This is a genomic window from Pseudomonas sp. 57B-090624 (assembly GCF_003234055.1).
Classification (GTDB): domain Bacteria; phylum Pseudomonadota; class Gammaproteobacteria; order Pseudomonadales; family Pseudomonadaceae; genus Metapseudomonas; species Metapseudomonas tohonis.
Window position 1 is genome coordinate 42,125 of the sequence record NZ_QKRU01000041.1, and the last position, 25,479, is coordinate 67,603.

The following is a 25,479-nucleotide window of genomic DNA, read 5'->3' on the forward strand; positions in this document are numbered from 1 at the left end:
CACCTGGGTTCAGGGATTGCTGAACATAGACGCCGCAAGGCAGCCCCGCAAAGCGGGGCGCAGGTTCAGCGGCGGGCGTTGAGTACCGAGACCTGGGTGTTCAGGGTCCAGAAGTCGTAGAGCACGCCGAGCAGGAAGAAGCCGCCGGTGAACAGGTAGAGGATGCCGGTGATCCACTTGCCCTGGTACATGCGATGCACGCCGAAGACGCCGAGGAAGGTGAGCAGGATCCAGGCGAGGGTGTAGTCGTAGGAGCCGGCGTTGAAGCGCAGCGACGCCTCGCGGTCCATGGACGGGATCAGGAACAGGTCGATGATCCAGCCGATGAAGAACAGGCCCAAGGTGAAGAACCAGATCGTGCCGCTCACCGGCTTGCCGTAGTAGAAGCGGTGGGCGCCGAGGAAGCCGAAAATCCACAGCAGGTAACCGATGAACGTGCTGTGCGTGTCTGGGCGTTGCATGTGTACTCCTTGAGGTCGCGACCATCCGTCGTTGACGGGCTTGCGCAGGTTTCGAGGGCGGAAAATACTGTATGCACATACAGTCACTCATGGCCCCCTCCATGGAACTCATCGACAAGCTAACCGTGCTGGCCGACGCCGCCAAGTATGACGTTTCCTGCGCCAGCAGCGCCGCCCCCAAGCGCAGCTCGGCAGGCAAGGCCGGCGTCGGCGCCACCAATGGCATGGGCATCTGCCACAGCTTCACCCCCGACGGGCGCTGCGTGGCGCTGCTGAAGATCCTGCTGACCAATTTCTGCCTCTACGACTGCCAGTACTGCGTCAACCGCCGCTCCAGCGACGTGCCCAGGGCGCGCTTCACCCCCGAGGAGGTGGTAACCCTGACCCTGGACTTCTACCGGCGCAACTGCATCAGCGGGCTGTTCCTCAGCTCCGGGATCATCCGCTCCTCCGACTACACCATGGAGCAGCTGATCCGCGTCGCCCGCCTGCTGCGCGAGGAGCACCAGTTCCGCGGCTACATCCACCTCAAGACCATTCCCGACGCGGCGCCGGAGCTGATCGCCGAAGCGGGGCGCTACGCCGACCGCCTCAGCGTCAACATCGAGCTGCCCACCGAGGACGGCCTCACCCGCCTGGCCCCGGAGAAGCGCGGCGCGCCGATCCGCCGCGCCATGGGGCGCATCCGCCTGGGCGTCGAGGAGGCCAGCGCGGAGAAGCACGCCCCGGCCTTCGCCCCCGCCGGGCAGAGCACGCAGATGATCGTCGGCGCCGACGACACCGACGACCGCACCATCCTCGACACGGCGCAGACGCTGTACGGCGCCTATCGCCTCAAGCGCGTCTACTACTCAGCCTTCAGCCCCATCCCGCAGAGCCCGAAGACCGTGCCCTTCGAAGCCCCGCCGCTGCTGCGCGAGCACCGCCTGTACCAGGCCGATTTCCTCCTGCGCGGCTACGGCTTCGCGGTGAACGAGCTGATCGCCACCCCCGGCAACCTGCCGCTGGACATCGACCCCAAGCTGGCCTGGGCCCTGGCCAACCGTGCGCAGTTCCCGCTCGACCTGAACCGCGCGGAACCCGCGATGATCGCCCGCGTGCCCGGCATCGGTGTGCTCAGCGCCAACCGCCTGGTGGAACTGCGGCGCGAACGGCGCATCCGCTACGCCGACGTGGCCCGCCTGCGTTGCGCCATGGAAAAGGCCAGGCCCTTCATCGTCACCCAGGACTACCGCCCCCGCGACGCCACCCTGGAGTCCGCCGTGCTGCGCCAGCGCCTGGGCGATGCGCCGGCCCAGCAGATGGCGCTCTGGTGATGCGTGCCATCCGCTTCGACGGCAGCTTCGCCGGCTGGCGCGAACAGGCCCGGCAGCTGCTGCTCGAAGGCGTGGAGCCCCAGGCCGTCGACTGGGCGCCCGGGTTGTTCGACGGCGTCGAGCCGACGCCCGCTCCCGCCGGTGCGGCCACGGTCTCCATTCCCCGCGAGCTGCCGGGGTTGCTGGCCGATGCCGCGCGCTTTCGCGCGGGCGACCGCTGGGCACTGCTCTACCAGGTGCTCTGGCGCGTGGCCCAGGGGGATCGCAGCGCCACGCTGGCCGGCGATCGCGACGGCTCCGAGCTGCAGCGGCGAATCAAGGCGGTGCGCCGCGAGGCCCACCATATGCACGCCTTCCTGCGCTTCCGGCCGGGTGACAAGGCACGGGGCGCACCGGACTACCTGGCCTGGCACGAACCCGCCCACGACGTGCTGGACCTGGGTGCCGAACACTTCGTGCCGCGCATGGGCCGCCACAGCTGGCTGATCGGCACCCCCGAGGGGCTGGCGCATTTCGATGGCGAACGGCTGATCTACCAGTCGCCCTGCCCGCCCGGGCTGCGCGAGGCCATCGAAGGCCAGGACGACCCGAGCGAGGCGCTGTGGACGGCCTACTACCGCAGCACCTTCAACCCGGCCCGGCTGAATCCCGAGGTGATGCGCAGCCATATGCCGGCACGCTTCTGGAAGCACCTGGCCGAAGGCCCGCTGATTCCGCAACTGGTGGCCGATGCGCGCAGCGGTCGGCAGCGCCTGGCACAGGCCCCCGAGGTCGGCGCCCGGCAAGGCAAGGAAGTGCTGATCGCCAGCGATGCCGCGCAGCCGGAGCGGGCGGCCGACACGAACCTGGACCAGTGCCGGCGCTGCGATATCTGGCGCAACGCCACCTGCGCGGTACCGGGCGAGGGGCCGGCCCAGGCGCGGATCATGCTGGTGGGCGAACAACCCGGCGACCAGGAGGACCTGGCTGGTCGCCCCTTCATCGGCCCTGCCGGGCAGGTGCTGCAACGCGCCCTGGCCGAAGCTGGGCTGTCCCGGCAGGACATCTACCTGACCAACGCGGTGAAGCACTTCAAGTGGGAGCCCAGGGGCGGCGCGCTCGGCCGCGCGGCGACCCGCTGGCACGCCACGCCCAAGCCGGCGGAGATCCGCGCCTGCCATCCCTGGCTGGCCCAGGAGCTCGACGAACGGCAACCACAGTGGGTGGTGGCGCTGGGGCGCACCGCCCTGGCCTCGCTGCTGGGCCTGCACGACCCGCAGCGCGTACGCCTGGCGGACTTCGTCGGCAGGCCGCTGCGCCATGGAGACAGGTGGATAGTGGTGGCGCCGCATCCTGCGGCGGTGTTGCGCAGCCGCGAGGGCGGCCAGCAGTTGTACGAGGAGTTGGTGGACGCCCTGCGGCAGGCGCGGCAGGGCGATGGGCCGGTCAGCGGAAGCGACGGCCCGGGTCTTCCTCCGACACTTCCAGCGACAGGCCACCGCTCATGCTCGTGAGGTGGTCGCCGTCGGTCTCGGAGCCGAGCTTGATCATCAGGCGCAGGTCGTTCGCCGAGTCGGCGTAGAGCAGTGCGTCTTCGTAGGTGATCTCGCCCTGGGAGTAGAGGGTGTACAGCGCCTGGTCGAAGGTCTGCATGCCCTGCTCGGTGGAACGCTTCATCAGCGGCTTGAGCTCGTGGACCTCGCCCTTGCGGATCAGGTCGGCGGCCAGCGGGGTGTTGATCAGCACCTCGATCACCGCGCGGCGTCCCTTGCCGTCCGGGGTCGGTACCAGTTGCTGGGCGACGATGGCCTTGAGGTTGAGGGACAGGTCCATCCACACCTGCTGCTGCCGGTCGGCGGGGAAGAAGTTGATGATCCGGTCCAGCGCCTGGTTGGCGTTGTTGGCGTGCAGGGTGGCCAGGCACAGGTGGCCGGTTTCGGCGAAGGCCACGGCGTGGTCCATGGTCTCGCGGGTCCGCACCTCGCCGATGAGGATCACGTCCGGCGCCTGGCGCAGGGTGTTCTTCAGCGCCACCTCGAAGGATTCGGTGTCGATGCCCACTTCGCGCTGGGTGACGATGCAGTTCTGGTGCTGGTGGATGTATTCGATCGGGTCTTCGATGGAGATGATGTGGCCGCTGCTGTTCTTGTTGCGGTAACCGATCATCGCCGCCAGCGAGGTGGACTTGCCGGTGCCGGTGGCGCCGACGAAGAGCACCAGGCCACGCTTGGTCAGCGCCAGCTTCTTGAGGATCTCCGGCAGCTTGAGGTCATCCAGGGTGGGGATGTTGGTCTCGATGCGGCGCAGCACCATGCCCACCAGGTTGCGCTGGTAGAAGGCGCTGACGCGGAAGCGGCCGATGCCACGGGCGCTGATGGCGAAGTTGCACTCGTGGTTCTCGGCGAAGTCGCGGCGCTGCTGCTCGTTCATCACCGCGAGGACGGTCTCACGGGTCTGCTCCGGGGACATGGCGTTCTTGGTCACGGGCATGATCTTGCCGTTGACCTTCATCGACGGGGGGACGCCGGCGGTGATGAACAGGTCGGAGCCGCCCTTCTCGACCATCAGGCGCAACAGTTTCTCGAATTCCATGGTCTTTCTCGCAGTGAACGTGCCGGTCGCCTGGGGGCGACGCCGAAAGCCCCGATGACCGGGGTTGCCGTCGCGGCGCGAGGCCGCGCTACGGCGAAACGGGCACCCCGACCGGGGCACCCGCCGCAGGTTAGAAGTTTTCCGGGCTCTTGGCCTTCTCGCGAGCGCTTTCGCGGCTCACCAGGCCCTTGGCCACCAGCCCCTTGAGGCAGCTGTCCAGGGTCTGCATGCCGAGGCCACCGCCGGTCTGGATGGCGGAATACATCTGCGCCACCTTGTCCTCGCGGATCAGGTTACGGATGGCCGGGGTGCCGATCATGATTTCGTGGGCCGCCACGCGACCACCGCCGATCTTCTTCAGGAGGGTCTGGGAAATGACCGACTGCAGGGATTCGGAGAGCATCGAGCGAACCATCGACTTCTCCTCGGCCGGGAACACGTCGACCACGCGGTCGATGGTCTTGGCGGCGGAGGTGGTGTGCAGGGTGCCGAACACCAGGTGGCCGGTTTCCGCGGCGGTCAGCGCCAGGCGGATGGTCTCCAGGTCGCGCATCTCACCCACCAGGATGATGTCCGGGTCTTCCCGCAGGGCCGAGCGCAGGGCTTCGTTGAAGCCGAGGGTGTCGCGGTGCACCTCGCGCTGGTTGATCAGGCACTTCTTCGATTCGTGGACGAACTCGATGGGGTCCTCGACCGTGAGGATGTGGTGGTACTTGGTGCCGTTGAGGTAATCGAGCATCGCCGCCAGGGTGGTGGACTTGCCCGAACCGGTCGGCCCGGTCACCAGCACCAGGCCGCGCGGCACGTCGGAGATCTTCTTGAAGATCTCGCCCATGCCCAGGTCCTCCATGCTCAGCACCTTGGAGGGAATGGTACGGAACACGGCGCCGGCGCCACGGTTCTGGTTGAAGGCGTTGACCCGGAAACGCGCCACGCCAGGGACTTCGAAGGAGAAGTCGGTCTCGAGGAACTCCTCGTAGTCCTTGCGCTGCTTGTCGTTCATGATGTCGTAGATCAGCGCGTGCACCTGCTTGTGGTCCATGGCCGGCAGGTTGATGCGGCGCACGTCACCATCGACGCGGATCATCGGCGGCAGGCCGGCAGAGAGATGCAGGTCGGATGCGCCCTGCTTCGCGCTGAAGGCGAGCAGCTCAGTAATATCCATGGGACTCCCCAATTCCAAGCGGTTAGAATGCCGCAGACCCACTCAGGCCGGGCTGTAGAGCGCAGGTAATGTCCACGATAGCAGAGAATATTGCAAAGGTTCGCACGCGTATCCGTGAGGCGGCGCAAGCCTCGGAGCGTGATTTTTCAGCCATCGGCCTGCTGGCCGTGAGCAAGACCAAACCGGCGACCGCGATTCGCGAAGCACACGCCTGTGGCGTCGTCGATTTCGGTGAGAACTACCTGCAGGAGGCCCTGGCCAAGCAGCAGGAACTCACGGACCTGCCATTGACCTGGCATTTCATCGGCCCCATCCAGTCGAACAAGACCAAGCCCATCGCCGAACACTTCCACTGGGTGCACTCGGTGGACCGCCTGAAGATCGCCGAGCGCCTCTCCGCGCAGCGCCCCACCCACCTGCCGCCACTGAACATCTGCCTGCAGGTGAACGTCAGCGGCGAGGCGAGCAAGTCCGGCTGCGCCCCCGAGGACCTTTCGGCCCTGGCGGCGGCGGTCTCTACCCTGCCGAACCTGCGCCTGCGCGGGCTGATGGCCATCCCCGAACCCACGGAGGACAGGGCCGAGCAGCACGCCGCCTTCGCCCGCCTCCGGCAGCTAGCACACACACTGGACCTGCCACTGGACACCCTGTCCATGGGCATGAGCCACGATCTCGAAGCGGCCATAGCCGAGGGTGCCACCTGGGTCCGCATCGGTACGGCCCTGTTCGGCGCCCGCGACTACGGCCAGCCCGCACAGCAATAAGGAAGGAAACATTCATGAGCACTACCCGCATCGCGTTCATCGGCGCCGGCAACATGGCCGCCAGCCTGATCGGCGGCCTGCGCGCCCAGGGCGTCCCGGCCAGCCATATCCGCGCCAGCGATCCCGGCGCCGAGCAGCGCGCCAAGGTGGCCGCCGAGCACGGCATCGAGGTGGTGGAAAGCAACGCCGAGGCGGTGCGTGACGCCGACGTGGTGGTCCTGGCCACCAAGCCCCAGGTGATGAAGGCCGTGTGCGAAACCCTCGCGCCGAGCCTGTCCGCCGGCCAGTTGATCGTTTCCATCGCCGCCGGCATCCCCTGCGCCAGCCTCGCGCGCTGGCTGGGCGTCGACTCCATCGTGCGCTGCATGCCCAACACCCCGGCACTGCTGGGTGAGGGTGCCAGCGGCCTGTACGCCACCGCCGCGGTGAGCGCCGAACAGCGCCAGCAGGCCGAGCAGTTGCTAAGCGCCGTGGGCATCGCCCTGTGGCTGGACGAGGAGAAGCAGATCGACGCCGTCACTGCGGTTTCCGGCAGCGGCCCGGCCTACTTCTTCCTGCTCATGGAAGCCATGACCGCCGCCGGCGAGAAGCTCGGCCTGAGCCCGGACGTCGCCGCCCGCCTGACCCTGCAGACCGCCCTCGGCGCCGCGCGCATGGCGGTGGCCAGCGATGTCGGCCCGGCCGAACTGCGCCGCCGCGTGACCTCGCCCAACGGCACCACCGAGGCGGCCATCAAGTCCTTCCAGGGCAACGCCTTCGAGTCCCTGGTGCAGCAGGCGCTGCAAGCCGCCGACCAGCGCTCCGCCGAGCTGGCGGAACAGCTGGGCCAGTGACCGCCATGCGCCCGCCGTCGCAGCGACATCCGCGCTCCCCGCTGGAGCGCGCCACTGCGGGCGCAGCCTTGCTGACCCTGGCCGCCTTCTTCGGCAACACCGCACAGGCTGCCGACTGCCCCGCCCCTGCGGCATCGGAACAGACGGTGGCCGCCGCCCAGCAGGAACTGCAACGCCGCCTCGACGAGCGCACGGGCGAACTCGACGACGCCCTCGCCGCGCCCCTGGTGGCCGCACTCGACGCCTACAAGGAAGCGCTCGCCAGCGCCATCGACGCGCAACTGGCCTGCAGCGACGCAGCCGTCGACCCTGCCGCCCTGCAGGCGCAACTCGCCTCCCACCTGGCACCTCGCGACGGCGAGACCGGGACGGGCGAGGAAGGCACCGTTTTCGTGGTTCGCCGCGAGGACGCCCCCGATCCCATGTTGCTGGTCAACGCCGGTTTCGGCATCCCCTGCGGGGACGACAACCTGCTGCTCGGCTACAGCCGCGAGGACGGCCACTGGGTGCGTAGCCTGGACTGGCGCAGCAAGGGCTATACCGAGATTTCCGGAGCCAACGGCGACTTCTTCCGCTTCCTGCGCCTGGCCGGCGGGCAGCTGGTGATCGCCCACGGCACGCCCTGGTGCACCTCGCGCTGGAGCCGCCTGGCCATCGATGTCGTCCAGCCGCGCCAGGGCGATCAGCCACAGCGCGTCCTCGACCACGTCGAGCACGGCTATGTGCGCGACGAGGTGGAGACCCGCCTCAAGCCCACCCCGGATGGTTTCGAGCTGCGCACCGAAGTGGGCATGCTGGATGTGGACCTGCTCACCCGTCCCGGCATCCTCCGCTACCGCCTGGACGGCGAGGCGCTGCACCGGGTGCAACCCGCCGCCAGGAGCGGCCGCGACTTCGTCGACGAGTGGCTGCAGGTGGGGGCGGAAACCGCCCGCGAATGGAGCGACCCGGACACCGCCAGCGACGCCCTCGCCGCCCGCGAGCGCCTGCTGGCCCTGGAAGCGCGGCGCGACGTGACCCTCAACTACGGCGCCGTGCGCGGTTGCAAGGCCGCGCCGGAGCGCTTCCAGGTGGAAGTGGAGCTGAGCAGCGAGCAGCCCCTGGAGGGCGGCGACCACCGCTACCTGACGATCCGCCAGGAGCCCGGCGGCTTCACCCTGCTGTCGGTGAACGACGCGGCGGACCCGGGTTGCCAGGGGCCCAACCTGATGGCGGGACGCTGAGAAGACCGCCATGCATACAGCCCGCAACAGATTTTCGCGACTGCCGGTAACGAATTCCCTACATTATCCCCACGCAAACCCATGGCTCGCCGAGCGCGCCATGCACCCCGTGCTCCTCCACGGGGTCCCAACGCCCACAAGGAACGCCTAATGACCGGACTTTCCACCGCCGCCATCTACGTCATCCAGACCCTCGGCAGCCTGTACCTGCTGATTGTCCTGCTGCGCTTCATCCTGCAACTGGTGCGCGCCGACTTCTACAACCCGCTCAGCCAGTTCATCGTGCGTGCCACCAAGCCGCTGCTGAACCCCCTGCGCAAGGTCATCCCCGGCTTCGCCGGGCTGGACGTGGCCTCCCTGGTGCTGGCCATCCTGATCCAGTTGCTGCTGATGATCGTGACCCTGGTCCTTATGGGCTACGGCGTCGCCGGCTACGTGCTGCAGCTGCTGGTCTGGTCGCTGATCGCGGTGACCTCGCTGTTCATCAAGGTGTTCTTCTTCGCGATGATCATCAGCGTGATCCTCTCCTGGGTCGCCCCCAACAGCTACAACCCCGGCGCCCAGTTGGTCAACCAGATCTGCGAGCCGCTGCTGGCGCCCTTCCGCAAGCTGCTGCCCAACCTCGGCGGCCTGGACATCTCGCCCATCTTCGCCTTCATCGCCCTGCGCCTGATCGACATGCTGGTGATCGGCAACCTGGCGGTGATGACCGGGATGCCGAAGATCCTCAGCCCCTTCATGTGATGAGCTTCTTCCGCTGGGACGGCGAGGACCTGATCCTCGACGTCCACCTGCAGCCCAAGGCGAGCCGTGACGAATTCGCCGGGCTGCATGGCGAACGCCTGAAGATCCGCCTTACCGCGCCTCCGGTCGAAGGCAAGGCCAACGCCCACCTGCTGGCCTTCCTCGGCCAGGCCTTCGGCGTCGCCAAGAGCCTGGTGAACCTGGAGAGCGGCGAGCTGAACCGGCAGAAGCGCGTGCGCATCCGCAACCCGCAGAAGCTGCCGGACCTGCCCGGACTGACCGCTCGGCCCCTCTGACAGACCTTAAGGCGGGTGGCCGGGCAGGCCGATTGACGGCATCGCCAGGCCCCGGATAATGCAAGCCATTCCTCCGCTCGCGCCACTCAGGGGCGGGCCGCCCGGCCAGGGCAAGCGGCAGCCGCCAGGTCGCCGTCGCATCGATATCGAGTTCCCACATTTCTGTACGCAGGACGCGCTACCGGAAGGAGAGCCAGGATGAGCATGGAACGTCTCAGTCAACAGGTCGATGCCTACGTGGCCTGGAAGCGCGAGCTGGTCCGCGAGATCACTCGCTACCGCAGCTGGCTGGAGCACAACCGCCTCAATTCCGCTGCGGTGCAAGACAAGCTCGAGCGTGCCCTGCGCCTGCTGCGCACCGACCACATCACCCTGGCCTTCGTCGGCGAGTTCTCCCGCGGCAAGACCGAGCTGATCAACAGCCTGTTCTTCTCCGAGTTCGGCCAGCGCATGCTGCCCTCCCACGCCGGGCGCACCACCATGTGCCCCACCGAGCTGTTCTTCGACCCGCGCTCGGAACGTTCCTATATCCGCCTGCTGCCGATCGAGACGCGCACAGCCTCGGCCAGCGTCGCCCAGTTCAAGCGCATCCCCCGGCACTGGGTGAACATCCCGCTGGACACCAGCGACCCGGACAACATGGTCCAGGCCTTCACCCAGGTGGCCAAGACCAAGCCGATGCCGGTGGAGCAGGCGATCCAGCTGGGCTTCCACCCCGACGCCCTCGAATCCGCCGGCCGCCCCGGCATGGTGCTGGTGCCGGCGTGGCGCCACGCGATGGTCAACTTCGACCACCCGCTGCTGCGCCAGGGCCTGCGCATCCTCGACACCCCGGGCCTGAACGCCCTGGGCAGCGAGCCGGAGCTGACCCTGTCGATGCTGCCCAGCGCCCAGGCGATCATTTTCCTGCTGGCCGCCGACACCGGCGTCACCGCCAGCGACATGGACATCTGGCAGCAGCACATCCGCCAGCTCGACGAGGACACCCAGACCAGCCTGTTCGCCGTGCTGAACAAGATCGACGTGCTCTGGGACGACCTGGCCGGCGAAACCTTCGTGCAGAACGCGATCCGCCAGATCCAGGAGTCCACCGCCCGACAGCTCGGCATCCGCCGCGAGGACGTCTTGCCGCTGTCGGCCAAGCAGGCGCTGCTGGCCAAGGTACGCAAGGACCACGAACTGCTCGAGCGCAGCCAGATGGCCAACCTCGAGACCCTGCTCTGCGAGCGCATCGTCGCGCAGAAGGAGCGCCTGCTCGAAGTCCGCGTGGTCAACCAGGTGCTGGCCCTGCTGCAGAACAGCCAGCACGTCCTGAGCCTGCGCCTGGAGAAGGTGCGCGAGCAGCAGGAGCTGCTCAGCAATCACCAGCAGGACAATGGCCAGATGCTCTTCGAGCTCACCGCCCGCACCAAGGAAGACCATGCCCGCCACCACCGCCGGCTGCTCGGCCTGAAGACCAACCAGCGCCTGCTCAAGCGCCAGGGCGACACGCTGCGCGCCGCCGCGCGCCCCGAACGCCTGGAGGAACACCTGGCCAAGGTGCGGCGCAACCTCACCAGCAGCTGGACGACGGTCGGCATCAACCAGGCCATCCTGCATTTCTTCCGTTCGGTGGAGGCCGACCTGCACAGCCTCGAACACGAGGCCGACATGGCCAACAAGATGGTCCTGGCCATCTACCGCCGGCACAACGAGGAGAACCCGCTGCAGGGCGTCGACGCTCCGCAGTTCGATGTCTTCCGCTACCAGCGCGAGCTGCGCCAGCTGCGCGGCAAGGCCGACCAGTTCCGCCTGCACCTCAAGACCCTGCTCACCGAGCAGCGCCTGCTGACCCGCCGCTTCTTCGCCACCCTGGTGCAGGAAGTGATCGGCATGCACCAGCGCCTGCGCCAGGACGCCGCGCAGTGGGCCAACGAGGCGCTGATGCCGCTGATGCAGAACACCCTGGAGCACAAGCAGCTGCTGGAAACCCACATGCTGCGCCTCAAGGCCCTGGCCCAGGACACCCAGCAGGCACGCCAGCGCGTGCTGCAGCTATCGCGCTACATCGACGAGCTGGAGAAGCAGCTGGCCCAGGCCAACGACATGCTCCGCGCGCTGCGTCGCCCAGCGCCCATCCAGCGCCAGGGCAAGGTGGTCAGCCTGCCCGGACTGGTGCGCCAGCAACACGAGGCCTGAGCCTTTCGATTCAAGGGTTTGGCCGCCGTTCCGCCTGCTTGCCGGGTGGGACGGTGCTCTTTAGACTGGCGCCCTTCCCAGATAAAGAGCAGCGGCTGCGATGCCCACCGTCATCCCCGAAGATTCCGTCGGCCTGGTCACGCCCCAGGTGCAGCGTTTCAGCGAACCGCTGCCGCTGGCCTGCGGTCGCAGCCTGGCCGAGTACGAGCTGGTCTATGAAACCTACGGCGAGCTGAACGCCAGCCGCAGCAACGCCGTGCTGATCTGCCACGCCCTCTCCGGCCATCACCACGCCGCCGGCTACCACAGCATGGAAGACCGCAAGCCGGGCTGGTGGGACAGCTGCATCGGCCCCGGCAAGGCCATCGACACCCGCCGCTTCTTCGTCGTCAGCCTGAACAACCTCGGCGGCTGCAACGGCTCCACCGGCCCCTCCAGCACCAACCCGGCCACCGGCAAGCCCTTCGGCGCCGACTTCCCGGTGATGACGGTGGAGGACTGGGTGCACAGCCAGGCACGCCTGGCCGACACCCTGGGCATCGGCCAATGGGCCGCCGTGGTCGGCGGCAGCCTCGGCGGCATGCAGGCCCTGCAATGGACCATCAGCTACCCCGAGCGCGTGCGCCACTGCCTGGCCATCGCCTCGGCGCCCAAGCTGTCTGCCCAGAACATCGCCTTCAACGAGGTGGCGCGCCAGGCCATCCTCACCGACCCGGAATTCCATGGCGGCCATTTCCAGGACCAGGGCGTGATCCCCAAGCGCGGCCTGATGCTGGCGCGCATGGTCGGCCACATCACCTACCTCTCCGACGACGCCATGGGTGAGAAATTCGGCCGGGGCCTGAAGAGCGAGAAGCTCAACTACGACTTCCACAGCGTCGAATTCCAGGTGGAGAGCTACCTGCGCTACCAGGGTGAGGAATTCTCCGGCCGCTTCGACGCCAACACCTATCTGCTGATGACCAAGGCCCTGGACTACTTCGACCCGGCCGCAGCCCACGACGGCGACCTGGCCAGGACCCTGGCCGGCGCCACGGCGGACTTCTGCGTGATGTCCTTCACCACCGACTGGCGCTTCTCCCCGGCCCGCTCGCGGGAGATCGTCGACGCCCTGACCGCCGCGCGGAAGAACGTCTGCTACCTGGAGATCGACGCGCCGCAGGGCCACGACGCCTTCCTCATGCCGATCCCGCGTTACCTGCAAGCCTTCAGCGGTTACATGAACCGCATCGCCGTCTAAGGGAGCCACCGTGCGCGCCGACCTCGAAATCATCCAGGACTGGATCCCCGCCGGCAGCCGCGTGCTCGACCTCGGCTGCGGCGACGGCGAACTGCTGGCCTGGCTGCGTGACCACAAGCAGGTCACCGGCTACGGCCTGGAGATCGACCCGGACAACATCGCCCAGTGCATCGGCAAGGGCGTCAACGTCATCGAGCAGGACCTGGACAAGGGCCTGGGCAACTTCGCCAGCAACAGCTTCGACGTGGTGGTGATGACCCAGGCACTGCAGGCCGTGCACTACCCCGACCGCATCCTCGAAGAGATGCTGCGCGTCGGCCGCCAGTGCATCATCACCTTCCCCAACTTCGGCCACTGGCGCTGCCGCTGGTACCTCGCACGCAACGGCCGCATGCCGGTGTCCGAGTTCCTGCCGTACACCTGGTACAACACGCCGAACATCCACTTCTGCACCTTCAAGGACTTCGAGGCCCTGTGCCGGGACATGAAGATGAAGGTGCTCGACCGCCTGGCGGTCGACCATGAGCACCGCCACAACCTGGGAAGCCGTCTATGGCCTAATCTCCTGGGTGAGATCGGCATCTATCGCGTCAGCGGCCCCAGCGTGCTGGAAAGCCGTATCGCGATCTGACTGGAGACCGCCACCATGCGCCGCCTGACCCTTTTCCTCTTCGCCCTGTGCCTGGCCCTGCCGGCCGTGGCCGAACGCAAGCAGACCTTCGGTGACCTGGACGTGCACTACAGCGCGTTCAACTCGAGCTTCCTGCAGCCCGATGTCGCCGCGGCCGTCGGCCTGATCCGCAGCAAGACCCAGGGCGTGGTCAACATCGCCGTGCTCAAGGCCGGCAAGGCCAGCACCGCCCAGGTCAGCGGCCAGGTCAAGGACCTGCTCGGCAAGGTCACCCCGCTCACCTTCAAGCAGGTCAACGAGGGCGGCGCCATCTACTACCTGGCGCAGTTCCCCTTCAGCCAGCGCGAGATGCTCAACTTCACCCTGACGGTGCAGCAGGGCGGCGGCGCGCCGAACACCTTCAACTTCGACCAGGAATTCTTCCCAGACGAATGATGCCCTTCAAAGAACTGGTGCTGGCCAGCCACAACGCCGGCAAGCTCAAGGAACTCCAGGCCATGCTCGGCGACAGCGTGCGTGTGCGCTCGATCGGCGAGTTCAGCGACATCGAGCCCGAGGAAACCGGCCTGACCTTCGTCGAGAACGCCATCCTCAAGGCGCGCAACGCCGCCCGCGTGTCCGGCCTGCCGGCCCTGGCGGACGACTCCGGCCTGGCCGTGGACGTCCTCGGCGGCGCCCCCGGCATCTACTCGGCGCGCTACGCCGACGGCCAGGGTGACGCGGCCAACAACGCCAAGCTGCTGGCCGCCCTGAAGGACGTACCGGAAGCCGAGCGCGGCGCGCAGTTCATCTGCTCCCTGGCGCTGATGCGCCATGCCGACGACCCGCTGCCGATCCTCTGCGAAGGCGTCTGGCGCGGACGCATCCTCTTCGAGGCCCGCGGCGAGCACGGCTTCGGCTACGACCCGCTGTTCTGGGTGCCGGAGGGCGACTGCTCCAGCGCCGAGATGCCGCCTGCCGAGAAGAACCGCTTCAGCCATCGCGCCCGCGCCATGGCCCTGTTGAAGCAGCGGTTGGGGATATGAAAGCCGAAAGCCGGAAGCTGGAAGCTGGAAGCGACTTCAAGCTTCAAGCTTCGGGCTTCGAGCTGCCTCCCCTGGCGGCCTACATCCATATCCCGTGGTGCGTGCGCAAGTGCCCGTACTGCGACTTCAACTCCCATGCCGCCGGCCCCGAGCTGCCCGAAGAGGCCTATGTCGACGCGCTGCTGGCGGACCTGGACGCCGACCTGCACCACGTCCACGGCCGCGAGCTGACCTCGATCTTCTTCGGTGGCGGCACGCCCAGCCTGTTCAGCGCGAAGGCCCTGGGCCGCCTGCTGGACGGCGTGGAGCGGCGCGTGAGCTTCGCCCGCGACATCGAGATCACCCTGGAAGCCAACCCGGGCACCTTCGAGCAGGCCAAGTTCTCCGCCTACCGGCAGCTGGGCATCAATCGCCTGTCCATCGGCGTACAGAGCTTCCAGGAAGCCAAGCTCAAGGCCCTGGGCCGCATCCACGACGGCGGCGAGGCGATCCGCGCCGCCGACATGGCGCGCAAGGCCGGCTTCGACAACTTCAACCTGGACCTGATGCACGGCCTGCCGGAGCAATCCATCGAGGACGCCCTGGACGACCTGCGCATCGCCATCGAGCAGGCGCCGACGCACCTGTCCTGGTACCAGCTGACCATGGAGCCGAACACGGTGTTCTGGACCCAGCCGCCGGAACTGCCCGAGGACGACATCCTCTGGGACATCCAGGAAGCCGGGCAGGCGCTCCTGGCCGAGCACGGCTATGCCCAGTACGAGGTCTCCGCCTATGCCCGGGAAGGCCGGCGCGCGCGGCACAACCTCAACTACTGGACCTTCGGCGACTTCCTCGGCATCGGCGCTGGCGCCCACGCCAAGCTGAGCGACCCGGCGGGCCACATCGTACGCACCTGGAAGACCCGCCTGCCCAAGGACTACCTGGACAGGAGCAAGCCCTTCCAGGCCGGCGAACGGGTGCTGGACGCAGGCGAGCTGCCCTTCGAGTTCCTCATGAACGTGCTGCGCCTCAGCGATGGCGTCGACGCCGAGCTCTTCACCACACGCACCGGCCTGCCGCTCTCCGGCCTCGCCGAAGCACGCCGCGAAGCCGAGGCACGCGGCCTGCTGGACGCCGACCCGGCACGCCTGGTGGCAACCCGGGAAGGCCAGCTGTTCCTCAACGACCTGCTGCAACACTTCCTGCCCTGAGGGCTAAGGACAACGGATGGACCTGCTTCTGGACCTGGTCGCGACCCTCTCCCGCTGGAGTCGCAGCCACCTCTACGACATCTCCCTGGCCATCATGGCGACCCTGCTGGTGCTCCTCGGCCCCGGTATCAACGCCTGGATCCAGCAACGCATCGGCGGCCTCAACTTCCTCTTCCGCACGCTGCTGTTCGTCGCCCTCTGCGCGCTGGGCTACGGCCTGGCGATGATCTTCCTGACCCCCTGGCTGGCCAAGGGCCTGGGCTATTTCAACAACTACACCCTGGCGCCCGTCCTGCTACTAGTCTTCTTCCTGATCGGCGTCCTCGCCGACCGCAACTGAGGCCCAGGGCACGCTCCGGCGGCCACTGGCCGCCATGTCATCGACAAGGAGCACGCCATGAAGCCGATCAAGCACCTCTATATGCACTTCCAGGACGGCCAGCGCCTGGCGCTGCGCTTTCCCCAGCAGTCCAGCGACCCGGTGGAGGTCGCGCGCGGCCTGCGCAAGCAGATGGAATCGGCCTTCGTCAGCATCGAGGTGGACGGCGACCTGCTGCTCATCCCCCGCGAGAGCATCAAGTACATGCAGATCAGCCCCGCGCCGCCGGCCCTGCCGGAGCAGACCATCCTCGGCGCGGAGATGATCAACTAGAAAGGGCCCACCCCTACCCGCATCGTAGGATGGGTAGAGCGAAGCGAAACCCATCACCTCGACGCACATGCCACCCGGCCGACGCTTTTCCCCGCCCAATAAAAAGCCGCCCCGAAGGGCGGCTGGAGTGGCCAGGCAGGCCGGAATATCAGTTGCCTTCGCGGCGCAGGGCCTGCGGCGTGAAGTCACGCGGGCTCAGGGGCGCGTTGAAGTCGTACATGGGCTCGTTGTTGTCGAGGCCATCGGCGAAGTAGCGGCCGCCCTTGAAGTCGTAGATGGTCTCCAGGGTGCTGCCGAACATCGGTACATCGTAGTAGCTGATCGGGTGGCTTTCCTGCAGGCCGATCAACTGGCCGTCCTTGTCGTACAGGTCGACCGCGAGGATCTGCCAGCTGTCTTCGTCTATGTAGAAGCGACGCTTGGCGTAGGGGTGGGAGAAGCCCTTGCGCAGGTTCGCCTCGACCACCCAGGTGCGGTGCAGTTCGTAGCGCAGCAGGTCCGGATTGACGAACCTGGTCTTGAGGATCTGATCGTAGGGGATGCCCTTCTGGTGCAGGGCATAGCTGTTGTAGGGGACCAGGGTCTCCTGCTTGCCCACCAGCTTCCACTCGTAGCGTTCCGGCGCGCCGTTGTAGGAGTCGACGACGTCGGCGGTGGCCATGCCGTTGGTGTCCGGCTGCAGGGTGTCGTAGGCCAGCATCGGCAGGCGACGCACGCGGCGTTCGCCACGGTTGAAGCGCCACGCCTTGCGGATCGACAGCACCTGATCGAGGGTCTCCTGCACCACCAGCGCGGAACCGGCCAGCTTGGCCGGCGCAACGACCGCGTACTTGTAATAGAAGATGGTGTTTTCCAGGTCCTTCGGCTGCACGCCTTCACGGCCATAGACGAAGTAGATGTTGCGATCCAGCTTCTGCAGGTTGTAGCTGCCGTTGGCCAGCACAGCCGCCTGGTTGGTGACGAAGTGGATCTGGTCGCCACGGTAACGCAGGATGTGGTTCCAGATGACTTCCAGGCCGCTGGAAGGGATCGGGAAGGGGATGCCCGCCGCCACGCCCTGCACACCGTTGCCGCCGGCGATCAGCTCGCCGTTGAGGGCGTTGAAGCGGGTGGCGTCATAGATGCGCTGCGGCGCAGCCGCGCTGCGATGGGTGGGGAACACACGCACGGAGTAGTCCGGGTAGGTTTCCACCAGGGCCTTGAGGCCGGCCGGCAGCTGCGTCGCGTACTGGCCGACGTTCTTGCTGTTGATGACGTACTTGGGGGCCTCGGCCCCGAAGGGATCGGGGTGGTGCATGCCGGGCTGGTAACCCGCCGGCGGCGTCGACAGGCCGCCGCCCCACGCCGGGATCGAACCTTCGGCATTGCCCGCACGTTGACCGCCCAGTGGCGTCAGCTCCCCTCCGAGCCGCGCGGCATCGTCGGCACCGACCTTGGCCTGCGCCTGCAGGGCACAGGAGGCCAGAAGCAGAATTGCAAACTTTCTCAACACAGCCTTCTCCTCGCGGTGCGCTCGAGTCGCACCGCTATTGTTCTTGTGCCACCACCACTATAGGCGGGGCTCTTTATCTACGTCGGATCAGGTGAGGGTGCCGTCCTGGCGCCGGGTGGTCCCGGTCTAGGGTTGTGCTCGTCCGTGGCGTTCGCGGCCTGGGCCGCGAAGGTGTATCAGTCGACGCGCTGGAACTTGAGGTCCCATACGCCGTGGCCGAGGCGCTCGCCGCGGCGTTCGAACTTGGTGATCGGGCGCTCTTCCGGGCGCGGTACGTAGCGGCCGTCTTCCGCCAGGTTGCGGTAGCCGGGCGCGGCGTTCATCACCTCCAGCATGTGTTCCGCGTAGTGCTCCCAGTCGGTGGCCATGTGCAGCACGCCCCCGATGCGCAGCTTGCTGCGGACCAGTTCGGCGAAGGCCGGCTGGACGATGCGGCGCTTGTGGTGGCGCGACTTGTGCCACGGGTCCGGGAAGAACAGCAGCACGCGCTCGAGGCTGGCATCGGCCACGCAGTCGCGCAGCACCTCCAGGGCGTCGCAGCTGTAGACGCGGATGTTGGTCAGGCCCTGGGTCATGGCGCCGTTGAGCAGCGCGCCGACGCCGGGGCGATGAACCTCGACACCGATGAAATCCTGTTCCGGCGCGGCGGCGGCCATCTCCAGGGTGGCGTGGCCCATGCCGAAGCCGATCTCGAAGGTACGCGGGGCGCTGCGGCCGAACACCGCATCGAAGTCACGCGGGCCGTCGGCCAGCTCCAGGCCGAATTTCGGCCAGCCCTGGTCGAGGCCACGTTGCTGGCCCTCGGTCATGCGCCCGGCGCGCATCACGAAACTCTTGATGGTGCGGTGACGCACTTCGCCGGCTTCTGCCGGCGAGTCCTGCTGTTCAGTCATGGTTTATCTCAGCGGATCAGACCATCCAGCGGCGACGAGGCGCTGGCGTAGAGCTTGCGCGGCATGCGCCCGGCGAGGTACGCGAGGCGGCCGGCGACGATGGCGTGCTTCATGGCCTCGCCCATCATCACCGGGTCCTGGGCGTGGGCGATGGCGGTGTTCATCAACACGGCCTCGCAACCCAGTTCCATGGCGATGGTGGCATCGGAAGCGGTGCCCACGCCGGCATCCACCAGCACCGGGACCTTGGCTTCCTCGAGGATGATGCGCAGGTTGTAGGGGTTGCAGATGCCCAGGCCCGAGCCGATCAGGCCGGCCAGGGGCATCACCGCGATGCAGCCCATCTCGGCCAGTTGGCGGGCGATGATGGGGTCGTCGCTGGTGTAGACCATCACGTCGAAACCTTCCTTGACCAGCACTTCGGCGGCCTTGAGGGTCTCGATCACGTTGGGGAAGAGGGTCTTCTGGTCGGCCAAGACTTCCAGCTTCACCAGGTTGTGCCCGTCCAGCAGCTCGCGGGCCAGCCGGCAGGTACGCACCGCTTCCACCGCGTCGTAGCAGCCGGCGGTGTTGGGCAGGATGGTGTAGCGGCTCGGCGGGATCACGTCGAGCAGGTTGGGCTCGCCGGGGTTCTGACCGATGTTGGTGCGGCGCACCGCCACGGTGACGATCTCGGCTCCCGAGGCTTCGATGGCGCGGCGGGTTTCGTCGAGGTCCTTGTACTTGCCGGTGCCGACCAGCAGGCGCGACTCATAGGTGCGACCAGCCAGGGTGAACGGCTTGTCGATCGGCGTTTGGCTCATGAGGACTCCTAGCGGGCGGCCTAGCCGCCACCGATGGCGTGTACCACTTCGACCCGGTCGCCTTCGCTGAGCGCGGTGGCGGCATGCTGGCTGCGCGGCACGATATCGAGGTTGAGTTCGACCGCGACACGGCGGCCAGTCAGGTCCAGGCGTGCGATCAGGTCCGCGACGGTCTGGCCGTCGGGCAGCTCGAAAGGTTCGCCGTTCAACTGAATGTGCATGACGATGCGGTCACAACTTGAGGGGTCGGCATTCTAGCCCGATCCATGCCGATGACCAAGGCTGAATGGCGCCATTCGTCCTCATTTTTGACGCCAGGGTCAGACTCGGGACGATCAGCGCGCCGCCAGTTGCCAGGCCGCCAGACCCAGGCACAACCAGCCACCGAGGAAGGCCACGCCGCCAAAGGGCGTGATGATGCCGAGCTTGCCGACCCCGGTGAGGGTGAGCACGTAAAGGCTGCCGGAGAACAGCAGGATGCCGAGGGCGAACAGGCCACCGGCGGCATTCACCAGGCGGCCGGGCAGGTGCAGGGACAGCAGCCCGACGCCGAACAGGGCGAGTGCGTGGATCAGTTGGTAATGCGTACCGGTCTGGAATACCGCCAGGTGCTCGGGCGTGAGGCGAGCCTTGAGGCCATGGGCGGCGAAAGCGCCGAGGGCGACGCCAGTGAACCCGGCGAAGGCGGAAAACAGCAGGAACAAGCGGGCCATCGAAGACTCCAGACAAGTAGGAAGCGGTCGCTATAATGGCGCGCAAACCATCCCCCGGCCAAGCCACGCATGTTCCGATCCCTCAGCCGTCGCCTGTTCAAACTGCTGCTCTGGTTCGTCGCCGGCTCGGTGTTGCTGGTCCTGCTGTTCCGCTGGGTGCCGCCGCCCGGGACCATGCTGATGGTGGAGCGCAAGGTCGAGTCCTGGATCGACGGCGAACCCATCGACCTCAAGCGCAGCTGGCGCCCCTGGAAGGAGCTGCCGGACGACCTGAAGATCGCAGTGATCGCCGCCGAGGACCAGAAGTTCGCCGAGCACTGGGGCTTCGATGTCCCGGCCATTCGCGCCGCCCTCGCCCACAATGAGCGCGGCGGCTCGCTGCGCGGCGCCAGCACCCTGAGCCAGCAGGTGGCCAAGAACGTCTTCCTCTGGTCCGGCCGCAGCTGGCTGCGCAAGGGGCTGGAGGCCTGGTTCACCGCGCTGATCGAGCTGTTCTGGTCGAAGCAGCGGATTCTCGAGGTCTACCTCAACAGCGTGGAATGGGGTGATGGCGTATTCGGCGCCGAGGCAGCGGCCAAGTACCATTTCGGCATCGGCGCGCCTTACCTGTCACGCCAGCAATCGAGCCTGCTGGCCGCCGTGCTGCCCAACCCGCGCGAGTGGCATGCCGGGCGCCCAGGCAACTATGTCGCGCGCCGCGCCGGCTGGATTCGCCGGCAGATGGCCCAGCTCGGCGGCACCCACTACCTCGAGCAGCTCAAGCCGTCCACACCGATCTGATCAATGCCTGAGCGTGCTGCGCGGCACCACGCGAACCTGATGCACCTGCTCGTCGAGCACATGGGCGGTCAGCCCCTCGGCCGGATAGACCCAGGCCTCGCCCTCCCCCAACTGCAGGCGCAGGCGCGGCTGACCGACGCTGGCGGCAAGGCGCGAGGCCGCCGGTGGTTGCTGCGGACGCAACTCCAGCGCGGCCAGGCGGTGCCCGGCCAACTGCTCCAGCATCTGCGGACTCAAAGGTTGGTCACCCTGGCCAGCGCCGGTCCCCAGGGCCTTGAGCAGGCTCTCGCGCTCGCCCGCGTCCAGGGCCAGCTCCGCTTCCAGGTTGCAGGCATCCGCACCGTCACCGGTGCTGCGGAACAGCAGGCGCGGCCCGTCGCTGCCGGGCTGCAGCCATAATTCACCCGGCGACTCGCGGTTCAGCGCCCCCAGGGTCAGTTCGCCCTCGGCCATGGGCTCCAGCAACGGCTGCTGCCAGGCGCTCACCCAGGCCAGTGGTTCGCCGGACTCACCGCCGCGCTGCATCCACAGCGCCAGGGAGAAGAAAGCCGCTGCGACCAGGACGAACAACAGCCAGTGTTGAGGACGGAGAGTGGGCATCGGCATGGTTCGCTCCGGGCAGAAAAAAGCCGCCCGAAGGGGCGGCTTGGATGGGGTCGCTGGCTTACGCCTGGATGAAGCCCTTGAGCTTGTTCATCGCATTCTTCTCCAGCTGGCGGATGCGCTCGGCGGAGACGTTGTACTTGGCGGCCAGGTCATGCAGGGTCGCCTTCTCCTCGGCCAGCCAACGCTGGTTGAGGATGTCACGGCTGCGCTCGTCCAGGCCTTCCAGCGCTTCGTGCAGGCTGGCGGTGGAGCTGTCGCTCCAGTCCGCTTCCTCCAGCTGCCGTGCCGGGTCGTAGCGGTGGTCTTCCAGGTAGTGGGCCGGCGACTGATAGGCGGTGTCGTCGTCGGCATCCGCCGCCGGGTCGAACGCCATGTCATGGCCGGTCAACCGGCTTTCCATCTCCCGCACTTCACGCGGTTCCACGCCCAGGCTCTCGGCCACGGCGTGGACTTCATCGTTGTTCAGCCAGGCCAGGCGTTTCTTCTGGCTGCGCAGGTTGAAGAACAGCTTGCGCTGCGCCTTGGTGGTGGCGACCTTGACGATGCGCCAGTTGCGCAGGATGAACTCGTGGATCTCGGCCTTGATCCAGTGCACCGCGAAGGACACCAGACGCACGCCCATTTCCGGGTTGAAGCGTTTCACGGCCTTCATCAGGCCGACGTTGCCTTCCTGGATCAGGTCGGCCTGGGCCAGACCATAGCCGGAATAGCTCTTGGCGATGTGTACAACGAAGCGCAGGTGCGCCAACACCATTTGCCGCGCCGCTTCCAGATCCTGTTGGTAGAAGAGGCGTTCGGCCAGTTCGCGCTCCTGCTCGGGGGTCAGCAGCGGGATGCCATTGACCGCATGCACGTAGGCATCCAGGTTCGCACCGGGAGCCAGGGCATAGACAGGTTGCAGGGAAGTGGTCATGCGAATCCTCCGATTCACTAAGCTCGCGCAGTTTAGCACTGGCTTTTATGACTGCAAGGGGGCGTAAAAGTTTCGTTACACCCCGATCGGGAGCAGCCTTTCCCGAAGCGTTTCTAGCGGGGCGCGAGCTCGCTCAGGTGACGCGCCACGGCCAGCCAGGCGCCAATGTAGCCCAGCAGCACGGCGCCCAGGAGCAGGGACAGACCATCGGCCATGGGCACGCCGCCGAGGGCGAAGTCGCTGCCGTAGAGGCCGGCGAGGCGAACCACCGCGTCGTTCAGCCAGTCCAGGCCGAAGGCCAGCACCAGCCAGGAGAGCAGGCCGGCGCCGATGCCGTAGAGCGCCCCCATATAAAGGAAGGGACGTCGTACGTAGGCATCGGTTCCACCTACCAGCTTGATGACCTCGATCTCGGTGCGGCGGTTCTCGATGTGCAGGCGGATGGTGTTGCCGATCACCAGCAGCAGCGCCGACACCAGCAGCAGGGTCAGGCCGAAGACGAAGCGCTCGCCCAGCTTGAGGATCGCCGAGAGGCGCTCCACCCAGACCAGGTCGAGCTGGGCCTGCTCCACCTTGGGCAGCTCGGCCAGGCGCAGGCGCAGGGCTTCGAGTGTGGTCTTGTCGACTTCCTTGGGCGTCACCAGGATCACCCCGGGCAACGGGTTCTCAGGCAGCTCCTTGAGCGCCTGGCCCAGGCCGGACTGCTGCTGGAACTCGTCCAGCGCCTGCTCGCGGCTGATCCACTCGGCCTCGGCGACATCCGGCATGCCGCTGATCTCCTCGCGCAGCTTCTGGCCGTCGGCCTCGCCGGCGTCCATCTGCAGGAACAGCGAGATCTGCGCCGCACGCTGCCAGGACCCCCCCAGGCGCTCGACGTTGTTGAGCAGCAGCGACAGGCCCATGGGCAGGCTCAGGGCGATGGCCATCACCAGGCTGGTGAAGAAGCTGCCGATGGGCTGGCGGCCCAGTCGACGCAGGCTGTCCACCAGGCTGGCGCGATGGGCCTCCAGCCAGGCGTGCAGCAGGGCGCGGAAATCCGGGCCGTCGTCGCCGCCCTTCTGTGGCTCGGTCGGCTTGGCGGTGGCGCCTACGCGCTCGGCGGGCTTGGGCGGCGGCATGCGGGTCGCGCTCATCAGCCGGCCTCCCCATCGCCGATCAGGCGGCCACGTTGCAGGGTGAGCATGCGGTGGCGCATGCGGGCGATCAGCGCCAGGTCGTGGCTGGCGATCAGAACCGTGGTGCCCAAGCGATTGATGTCCTCGAAGACGCCCATGATCTCGGCCGCCAGGCGCGGGTCGAGGTTGCCGGTGGGCTCGTCCGCCAGCAGCAGGGCCGGGCGGTGCACCACCGCACGGGCGATGCCGACGCGCTGTTGCTGGCCGGTGGAAAGATCGGCCGGATAGAGCTCGGCCTTGTCGGCCAGGGAGACACGCTCCAGCGCCACGCCGACGCGCTTGGCGATCTCCGGCTTGGCGAGGCCGAGGATCTGCAAGGGCAGGGCGACGTTGTCGAACACGGTGCGGTCGAACAGCAGCTGGTGATTCTGGAACACCACGCCTATCTGCCGGCGCAGGAAGGGGATCTGCGAGGTGGTGATCTGCGACAGGTCCTGGCCCGCCAGCAGGAGCTTGCCGGTGGTCGGCCGCTCCATGGCGAGCAGCAGGCGCAACAGGGTGCTCTTGCCGGCGCCGGAGTGGCCGGTGACGAAGAGGAACTCGCCACGGCGTACGCGAAAGCTCAGTTCATGCAGGCCGACGTGGCCGTTGGGGTACCGCTTGCCCACCTGCTCGAAACGGATCATGCGCGCTCCCGCTCCGCGAACAGCGCGCGAACGAAGGACTCGGCCTCGAAATCGCGCAGGTCGTCGATGCCTTCGCCAACGCCGATGTAGCGGATCGGCAGGCCGAACTGCTTGGCCAGGGCGAAGATCACCCCGCCCTTGGCGGTGCCGTCGAGCTTGGTCAGCGCCAGGCCCGAAAGGCTGACCGCCTGGTGGAACTGCTTGGCCTGGTTGATGGCGTTCTGGCCGGTGCCGGCGTCCAGCACCAGCAGCACCTCGTGGGGGGCGCTCTCGTCCTGCTTGCCGATCACCCGGCGCACCTTCTTCAGCTCCTCCATGAGGTTGTCCTTGGTGTGCAGGCGGCCGGCGGTGTCGGCGATCAGTACATCGATGCCACGGGCCTTGGCGGCCTGCACGGCATCGAAGATCACCGAGGCGGAATCGGCACCGGTGTGCTGGGCGATGACGGCGATGTTGTTGCGCTCGCCCCAGACCTGCAGCTGCTCGACGGCCGCGGCGCGGAAGGTGTCGCCGGCGGCGAGCATGACCTTCTTGCCTTCGAGCTGCAGCTTCTTGGCCAGCTTGCCGATGGTGGTGGTCTTGCCGACGCCGTTCACGCCGACCACGAGGATCACGTAGGGGCGCTTCCCGGCATCGATCACCAGGGGTTGTTCGACCGGCTTGAGCAGCGCGGCGAGTTCATCCTGCAGGGCCTTGTACAGGGCGTCGCTGTCGGCCAGCTGCTTGCGCGCGACCTTCTGGGTCAGGCTCTGGACGATGGCAGTGGTCGCCTCGACGCCGACGTCGGCGGTCAGCAGGCGGGTCTCGATCTCGTCAAGCAGGTCATCGTCGATGGCCTTGCGACCAAGGAACAGGCTGGCCATCCCCTCGCCCAGGCTGGCGCTGGTCTTCGACAGGCCCTGCTTGAGACGGGCGAAGAAACCGGCCTTGGCGGCCTCGGCCACGGGCTGCGGCTGGGCCGGTGCAACGGCCGGCGCATCGACGGCGGGCTCGGCAGCCGGAACAGGAGCCTCGACAACTGGCGCCGGAGCGACCTCGGCGGTCGGCGCGGGGGCACTGACCGGCTCGACCGGCGCTACAGGCGCAGGTGCAGGTGCAGGTGCAGGTGCAGGTGCAGGTGCAACAGGTTCGGGCAGGGCCGGCGTCAGTTCCATCGGCGGCTGCGGCGCAGCGGGGGGGGTGGGCT

The 25,479-nt window shown here is 67.3% G+C and carries 29 protein-coding genes; 16 read left to right on the plus strand and 13 right to left on the minus strand.

Translation table 11 applies throughout. The features are described 5' to 3' along the window. Positions 1-65: 65 nt before the first annotated feature. Positions 66-461 carry a TM2 domain-containing protein gene (locus DMX10_RS19455; RefSeq protein ID WP_111262595.1) on the minus strand — a complete coding sequence of 132 codons (396 nt, stop codon included), beginning with the start codon at positions 459-461 and terminating at the stop codon, positions 66-68. 101 nt (positions 462-562) lie between these two features. Here DMX10_RS19455 and DMX10_RS19460 point away from each other — a divergent pair, with 101 nt between their 5' ends. Together DMX10_RS19460 and DMX10_RS19465 are read left to right on the plus strand one after the other, a co-directional pair. Further along, positions 563-1,777, plus strand: a complete 1,215-nt coding sequence (locus DMX10_RS19460; protein WP_021218364.1) for a putative DNA modification/repair radical SAM protein — start codon at positions 563-565, stop codon at positions 1,775-1,777. Continuing rightward, the gene (locus DMX10_RS19465; protein WP_111262596.1) at positions 1,777-3,270 is read left to right on the plus strand and encodes a UdgX family uracil-DNA binding protein; all 1,494 of its coding nucleotides are present in this window, start codon (positions 1,777-1,779) and stop codon (positions 3,268-3,270) included. The genes DMX10_RS19460 and DMX10_RS19465 overlap by 1 nt, the downstream gene beginning before the upstream one ends. Here the strand turns inward: DMX10_RS19465 and DMX10_RS19470 are convergent. Beyond that, a complete protein-coding gene (locus DMX10_RS19470; RefSeq protein WP_111262597.1) occupies positions 3,203-4,348 on the minus strand; it encodes a PilT/PilU family type 4a pilus ATPase in 1,146 nt (381 codons plus the stop codon). The genes DMX10_RS19465 and DMX10_RS19470 overlap by 68 nt on opposite strands. A gap of 130 nt (positions 4,349-4,478) precedes the next feature. Next, positions 4,479-5,513, minus strand: a complete 1,035-nt coding sequence (gene pilT, locus DMX10_RS19475; RefSeq protein ID WP_111262598.1) for a type IV pilus twitching motility protein PilT — start codon at positions 5,511-5,513, stop codon at positions 4,479-4,481. Positions 5,514-5,581: 68 nt separating this feature from the next. On the opposite strand from pilT, the gene DMX10_RS19480 reads away from it, so the two are divergent. The 13 genes from DMX10_RS19480 to DMX10_RS19540 all read left to right on the plus strand — a co-directional run bounded on the left by DMX10_RS19480 (position 5,582) and on the right by DMX10_RS19540 (position 16,292). Beyond that, a complete protein-coding gene (locus DMX10_RS19480; RefSeq protein ID WP_111262599.1) occupies positions 5,582-6,277 on the plus strand; it encodes a YggS family pyridoxal phosphate-dependent enzyme in 696 nt (231 codons plus the stop codon). Between the two features lie 14 nt (positions 6,278-6,291). After that, positions 6,292-7,110: a pyrroline-5-carboxylate reductase gene (gene proC, locus DMX10_RS19485; RefSeq protein ID WP_111262600.1), complete on the plus strand. Its 819-nt coding sequence runs from the start codon at positions 6,292-6,294 to the stop codon at positions 7,108-7,110. Between the two features lie 5 nt (positions 7,111-7,115). Next, positions 7,116-8,333 (plus strand): hypothetical protein, encoded by a 1,218-nt coding sequence (locus DMX10_RS19490; RefSeq protein WP_146603034.1) that lies wholly within the window; start codon positions 7,116-7,118, stop codon positions 8,331-8,333. Positions 8,334-8,483: 150 nt separating this feature from the next. Continuing rightward, positions 8,484-9,077 (plus strand): YggT family protein, encoded by a 594-nt coding sequence (locus DMX10_RS19495; RefSeq protein ID WP_111262602.1) that lies wholly within the window; start codon positions 8,484-8,486, stop codon positions 9,075-9,077. Next, positions 9,077-9,373 (plus strand): DUF167 domain-containing protein, encoded by a 297-nt coding sequence (locus DMX10_RS19500; protein WP_111262603.1) that lies wholly within the window; start codon positions 9,077-9,079, stop codon positions 9,371-9,373. The genes DMX10_RS19495 and DMX10_RS19500 overlap by 1 nt, the downstream gene beginning before the upstream one ends. A gap of 198 nt (positions 9,374-9,571) precedes the next feature. Further along, on the plus strand, positions 9,572-11,551 hold the full coding sequence (locus DMX10_RS19505; RefSeq protein ID WP_111262604.1) for a dynamin-like GTPase family protein: 1,980 nt from the start codon (positions 9,572-9,574) through the stop codon (positions 11,549-11,551). A 100-nt stretch (positions 11,552-11,651) separates the two neighbouring features. Further along, complete coding sequence (locus DMX10_RS19510) at positions 11,652-12,791, plus strand: homoserine O-acetyltransferase (RefSeq protein ID WP_111262605.1); 1,140 nt, start codon at positions 11,652-11,654, stop codon at positions 12,789-12,791. A gap of 10 nt (positions 12,792-12,801) precedes the next feature. Beyond that, on the plus strand, positions 12,802-13,422 hold the full coding sequence (metW, locus tag DMX10_RS19515) for a methionine biosynthesis protein MetW (RefSeq protein WP_111262606.1): 621 nt from the start codon (positions 12,802-12,804) through the stop codon (positions 13,420-13,422). A 15-nt stretch (positions 13,423-13,437) separates the two neighbouring features. Continuing rightward, positions 13,438-13,857, plus strand: a complete 420-nt coding sequence (locus DMX10_RS19520) for a DUF4426 domain-containing protein (protein ID WP_111262607.1) — start codon at positions 13,438-13,440, stop codon at positions 13,855-13,857. Then, entirely contained in the window at positions 13,854-14,447 is a 594-nt protein-coding gene (gene rdgB, locus DMX10_RS19525) for an RdgB/HAM1 family non-canonical purine NTP pyrophosphatase (RefSeq protein WP_111262608.1), read from the plus strand. The genes DMX10_RS19520 and rdgB overlap by 4 nt, the downstream gene beginning before the upstream one ends. Next, the gene (hemW, locus tag DMX10_RS19530; RefSeq protein ID WP_111262609.1) at positions 14,444-15,640 is read left to right on the plus strand and encodes a radical SAM family heme chaperone HemW; all 1,197 of its coding nucleotides are present in this window, start codon (positions 14,444-14,446) and stop codon (positions 15,638-15,640) included. The genes rdgB and hemW overlap by 4 nt, the downstream gene beginning before the upstream one ends. Positions 15,641-15,656: 16 nt before the next feature. Continuing rightward, entirely contained in the window at positions 15,657-15,980 is a 324-nt protein-coding gene (locus DMX10_RS19535) for a DUF3392 domain-containing protein (protein WP_111262610.1), read from the plus strand. Between the two features lie 57 nt (positions 15,981-16,037). After that, the gene (locus tag DMX10_RS19540; protein WP_111262611.1) at positions 16,038-16,292 is read left to right on the plus strand and encodes a hypothetical protein; all 255 of its coding nucleotides are present in this window, start codon (positions 16,038-16,040) and stop codon (positions 16,290-16,292) included. A gap of 148 nt (positions 16,293-16,440) precedes the next feature. Here DMX10_RS19540 and DMX10_RS19545 read toward each other — a convergent pair whose 3' ends face one another. The 5 genes from DMX10_RS19545 to DMX10_RS19565 form a co-directional block, all read right to left on the minus strand. Continuing rightward, positions 16,441-17,784 (minus strand): DUF1329 domain-containing protein, encoded by a 1,344-nt coding sequence (locus DMX10_RS19545; protein WP_111262612.1) that lies wholly within the window; start codon positions 17,782-17,784, stop codon positions 16,441-16,443. A 176-nt stretch (positions 17,785-17,960) separates the two neighbouring features. Continuing rightward, positions 17,961-18,677 carry a tRNA (guanosine(46)-N7)-methyltransferase TrmB gene (gene trmB / locus DMX10_RS19550; RefSeq protein ID WP_111262613.1) on the minus strand — a complete coding sequence of 239 codons (717 nt, stop codon included), beginning with the start codon at positions 18,675-18,677 and terminating at the stop codon, positions 17,961-17,963. Positions 18,678-18,685: 8 nt separating this feature from the next. Beyond that, positions 18,686-19,480 carry a thiazole synthase gene (locus DMX10_RS19555; RefSeq protein WP_111262614.1) on the minus strand — a complete coding sequence of 265 codons (795 nt, stop codon included), beginning with the start codon at positions 19,478-19,480 and terminating at the stop codon, positions 18,686-18,688. Between the two features lie 20 nt (positions 19,481-19,500). Further along, on the minus strand, positions 19,501-19,701 hold the full coding sequence (gene thiS / locus DMX10_RS19560; RefSeq protein WP_111262615.1) for a sulfur carrier protein ThiS: 201 nt from the start codon (positions 19,699-19,701) through the stop codon (positions 19,501-19,503). A gap of 114 nt (positions 19,702-19,815) precedes the next feature. Next, positions 19,816-20,193 (minus strand): DUF423 domain-containing protein, encoded by a 378-nt coding sequence (locus DMX10_RS19565; protein ID WP_111262616.1) that lies wholly within the window; start codon positions 20,191-20,193, stop codon positions 19,816-19,818. Positions 20,194-20,262: 69 nt separating this feature from the next. On the opposite strand from DMX10_RS19565, the gene mtgA reads away from it, so the two are divergent. After that, positions 20,263-20,973 carry a monofunctional biosynthetic peptidoglycan transglycosylase gene (mtgA, locus tag DMX10_RS19570; RefSeq protein WP_111262617.1) on the plus strand — a complete coding sequence of 237 codons (711 nt, stop codon included), beginning with the start codon at positions 20,263-20,265 and terminating at the stop codon, positions 20,971-20,973. Here the strand turns inward: mtgA and DMX10_RS19575 are convergent, their stop codons facing one another. The 5 genes from DMX10_RS19575 to ftsY form a co-directional block, all read right to left on the minus strand. Then, positions 20,974-21,579: a hypothetical protein gene (locus tag DMX10_RS19575; RefSeq protein ID WP_111262618.1), complete on the minus strand. Its 606-nt coding sequence runs from the start codon at positions 21,577-21,579 to the stop codon at positions 20,974-20,976. Between the two features lie 58 nt (positions 21,580-21,637). Beyond that, positions 21,638-22,492 (minus strand): RNA polymerase sigma factor RpoH, encoded by an 855-nt coding sequence (rpoH, locus tag DMX10_RS19580; protein ID WP_111262619.1) that lies wholly within the window; start codon positions 22,490-22,492, stop codon positions 21,638-21,640. Between the two features lie 113 nt (positions 22,493-22,605). Continuing rightward, positions 22,606-23,625, minus strand: coding sequence for a permease-like cell division protein FtsX (gene ftsX, locus DMX10_RS19585; RefSeq protein WP_111262620.1), 1,020 nt, complete (start codon positions 23,623-23,625; stop codon positions 22,606-22,608). Next, the gene (gene ftsE, locus DMX10_RS19590; protein WP_021218338.1) at positions 23,625-24,293 is read right to left on the minus strand and encodes a cell division ATP-binding protein FtsE; all 669 of its coding nucleotides are present in this window, start codon (positions 24,291-24,293) and stop codon (positions 23,625-23,627) included. The genes ftsX and ftsE overlap by 1 nt, the downstream gene beginning before the upstream one ends. Continuing rightward, positions 24,290-25,479, minus strand: a 1,190-nt coding sequence (gene ftsY / locus DMX10_RS19595) for a signal recognition particle-docking protein FtsY (protein WP_111262623.1), incomplete at its 5' end; no start/stop codon positions are given. The genes ftsY and ftsE, both read right to left, overlap by 4 nt.

What these genes read in the sequence shown, in the direction of transcription:
- DMX10_RS19455 (WP_111262595.1), bottom strand. Translation starts at nt 461, where the DNA reads ATGCAACGCCCAGACACGCACAGCACGTTCATCGGTTACCTGCTGTGG.
- DMX10_RS19460 (WP_021218364.1), top strand. Translation starts at nt 563, where the DNA reads ATGGAACTCATCGACAAGCTAACCGTGCTGGCCGACGCCGCCAAGTAT.
- DMX10_RS19465 (WP_111262596.1), top strand. Translation starts at nt 1,777, where the DNA reads ATGCGTGCCATCCGCTTCGACGGCAGCTTCGCCGGCTGGCGCGAACAG.
- DMX10_RS19470 (WP_111262597.1), bottom strand. Translation starts at nt 4,348, where the DNA reads ATGGAATTCGAGAAACTGTTGCGCCTGATGGTCGAGAAGGGCGGCTCC.
- pilT (WP_111262598.1), bottom strand. Translation starts at nt 5,513, where the DNA reads ATGGATATTACTGAGCTGCTCGCCTTCAGCGCGAAGCAGGGCGCATCC.
- DMX10_RS19480 (WP_111262599.1), top strand. Translation starts at nt 5,582, where the DNA reads ATGTCCACGATAGCAGAGAATATTGCAAAGGTTCGCACGCGTATCCGT.
- proC (WP_111262600.1), top strand. Translation starts at nt 6,292, where the DNA reads ATGAGCACTACCCGCATCGCGTTCATCGGCGCCGGCAACATGGCCGCC.
- DMX10_RS19490 (WP_146603034.1), top strand. Translation starts at nt 7,116, where the DNA reads ATGCGCCCGCCGTCGCAGCGACATCCGCGCTCCCCGCTGGAGCGCGCC.
- DMX10_RS19495 (WP_111262602.1), top strand. Translation starts at nt 8,484, where the DNA reads ATGACCGGACTTTCCACCGCCGCCATCTACGTCATCCAGACCCTCGGC.
- DMX10_RS19500 (WP_111262603.1), top strand. Translation starts at nt 9,077, where the DNA reads ATGAGCTTCTTCCGCTGGGACGGCGAGGACCTGATCCTCGACGTCCAC.
- DMX10_RS19505 (WP_111262604.1), top strand. Translation starts at nt 9,572, where the DNA reads ATGAGCATGGAACGTCTCAGTCAACAGGTCGATGCCTACGTGGCCTGG.
- DMX10_RS19510 (WP_111262605.1), top strand. Translation starts at nt 11,652, where the DNA reads ATGCCCACCGTCATCCCCGAAGATTCCGTCGGCCTGGTCACGCCCCAG.
- DMX10_RS19520 (WP_111262607.1), top strand. Translation starts at nt 13,438, where the DNA reads ATGCGCCGCCTGACCCTTTTCCTCTTCGCCCTGTGCCTGGCCCTGCCG.
- rdgB (WP_111262608.1), top strand. Translation starts at nt 13,854, where the DNA reads ATGATGCCCTTCAAAGAACTGGTGCTGGCCAGCCACAACGCCGGCAAG.
- hemW (WP_111262609.1), top strand. Translation starts at nt 14,444, where the DNA reads ATGAAAGCCGAAAGCCGGAAGCTGGAAGCTGGAAGCGACTTCAAGCTT.
- DMX10_RS19535 (WP_111262610.1), top strand. Translation starts at nt 15,657, where the DNA reads ATGGACCTGCTTCTGGACCTGGTCGCGACCCTCTCCCGCTGGAGTCGC.
- DMX10_RS19540 (WP_111262611.1), top strand. Translation starts at nt 16,038, where the DNA reads ATGAAGCCGATCAAGCACCTCTATATGCACTTCCAGGACGGCCAGCGC.
- trmB (WP_111262613.1), bottom strand. Translation starts at nt 18,677, where the DNA reads ATGACTGAACAGCAGGACTCGCCGGCAGAAGCCGGCGAAGTGCGTCAC.
- DMX10_RS19555 (WP_111262614.1), bottom strand. Translation starts at nt 19,480, where the DNA reads ATGAGCCAAACGCCGATCGACAAGCCGTTCACCCTGGCTGGTCGCACC.
- thiS (WP_111262615.1), bottom strand. Translation starts at nt 19,701, where the DNA reads ATGCACATTCAGTTGAACGGCGAACCTTTCGAGCTGCCCGACGGCCAG.
- DMX10_RS19565 (WP_111262616.1), bottom strand. Translation starts at nt 20,193, where the DNA reads ATGGCCCGCTTGTTCCTGCTGTTTTCCGCCTTCGCCGGGTTCACTGGC.
- mtgA (WP_111262617.1), top strand. Translation starts at nt 20,263, where the DNA reads ATGTTCCGATCCCTCAGCCGTCGCCTGTTCAAACTGCTGCTCTGGTTC.
- DMX10_RS19575 (WP_111262618.1), bottom strand. Translation starts at nt 21,579, where the DNA reads ATGCCGATGCCCACTCTCCGTCCTCAACACTGGCTGTTGTTCGTCCTG.
- rpoH (WP_111262619.1), bottom strand. Translation starts at nt 22,492, where the DNA reads ATGACCACTTCCCTGCAACCTGTCTATGCCCTGGCTCCCGGTGCGAAC.
- ftsX (WP_111262620.1), bottom strand. Translation starts at nt 23,625, where the DNA reads ATGAGCGCGACCCGCATGCCGCCGCCCAAGCCCGCCGAGCGCGTAGGC.
- ftsE (WP_021218338.1), bottom strand. Translation starts at nt 24,293, where the DNA reads ATGATCCGTTTCGAGCAGGTGGGCAAGCGGTACCCCAACGGCCACGTC.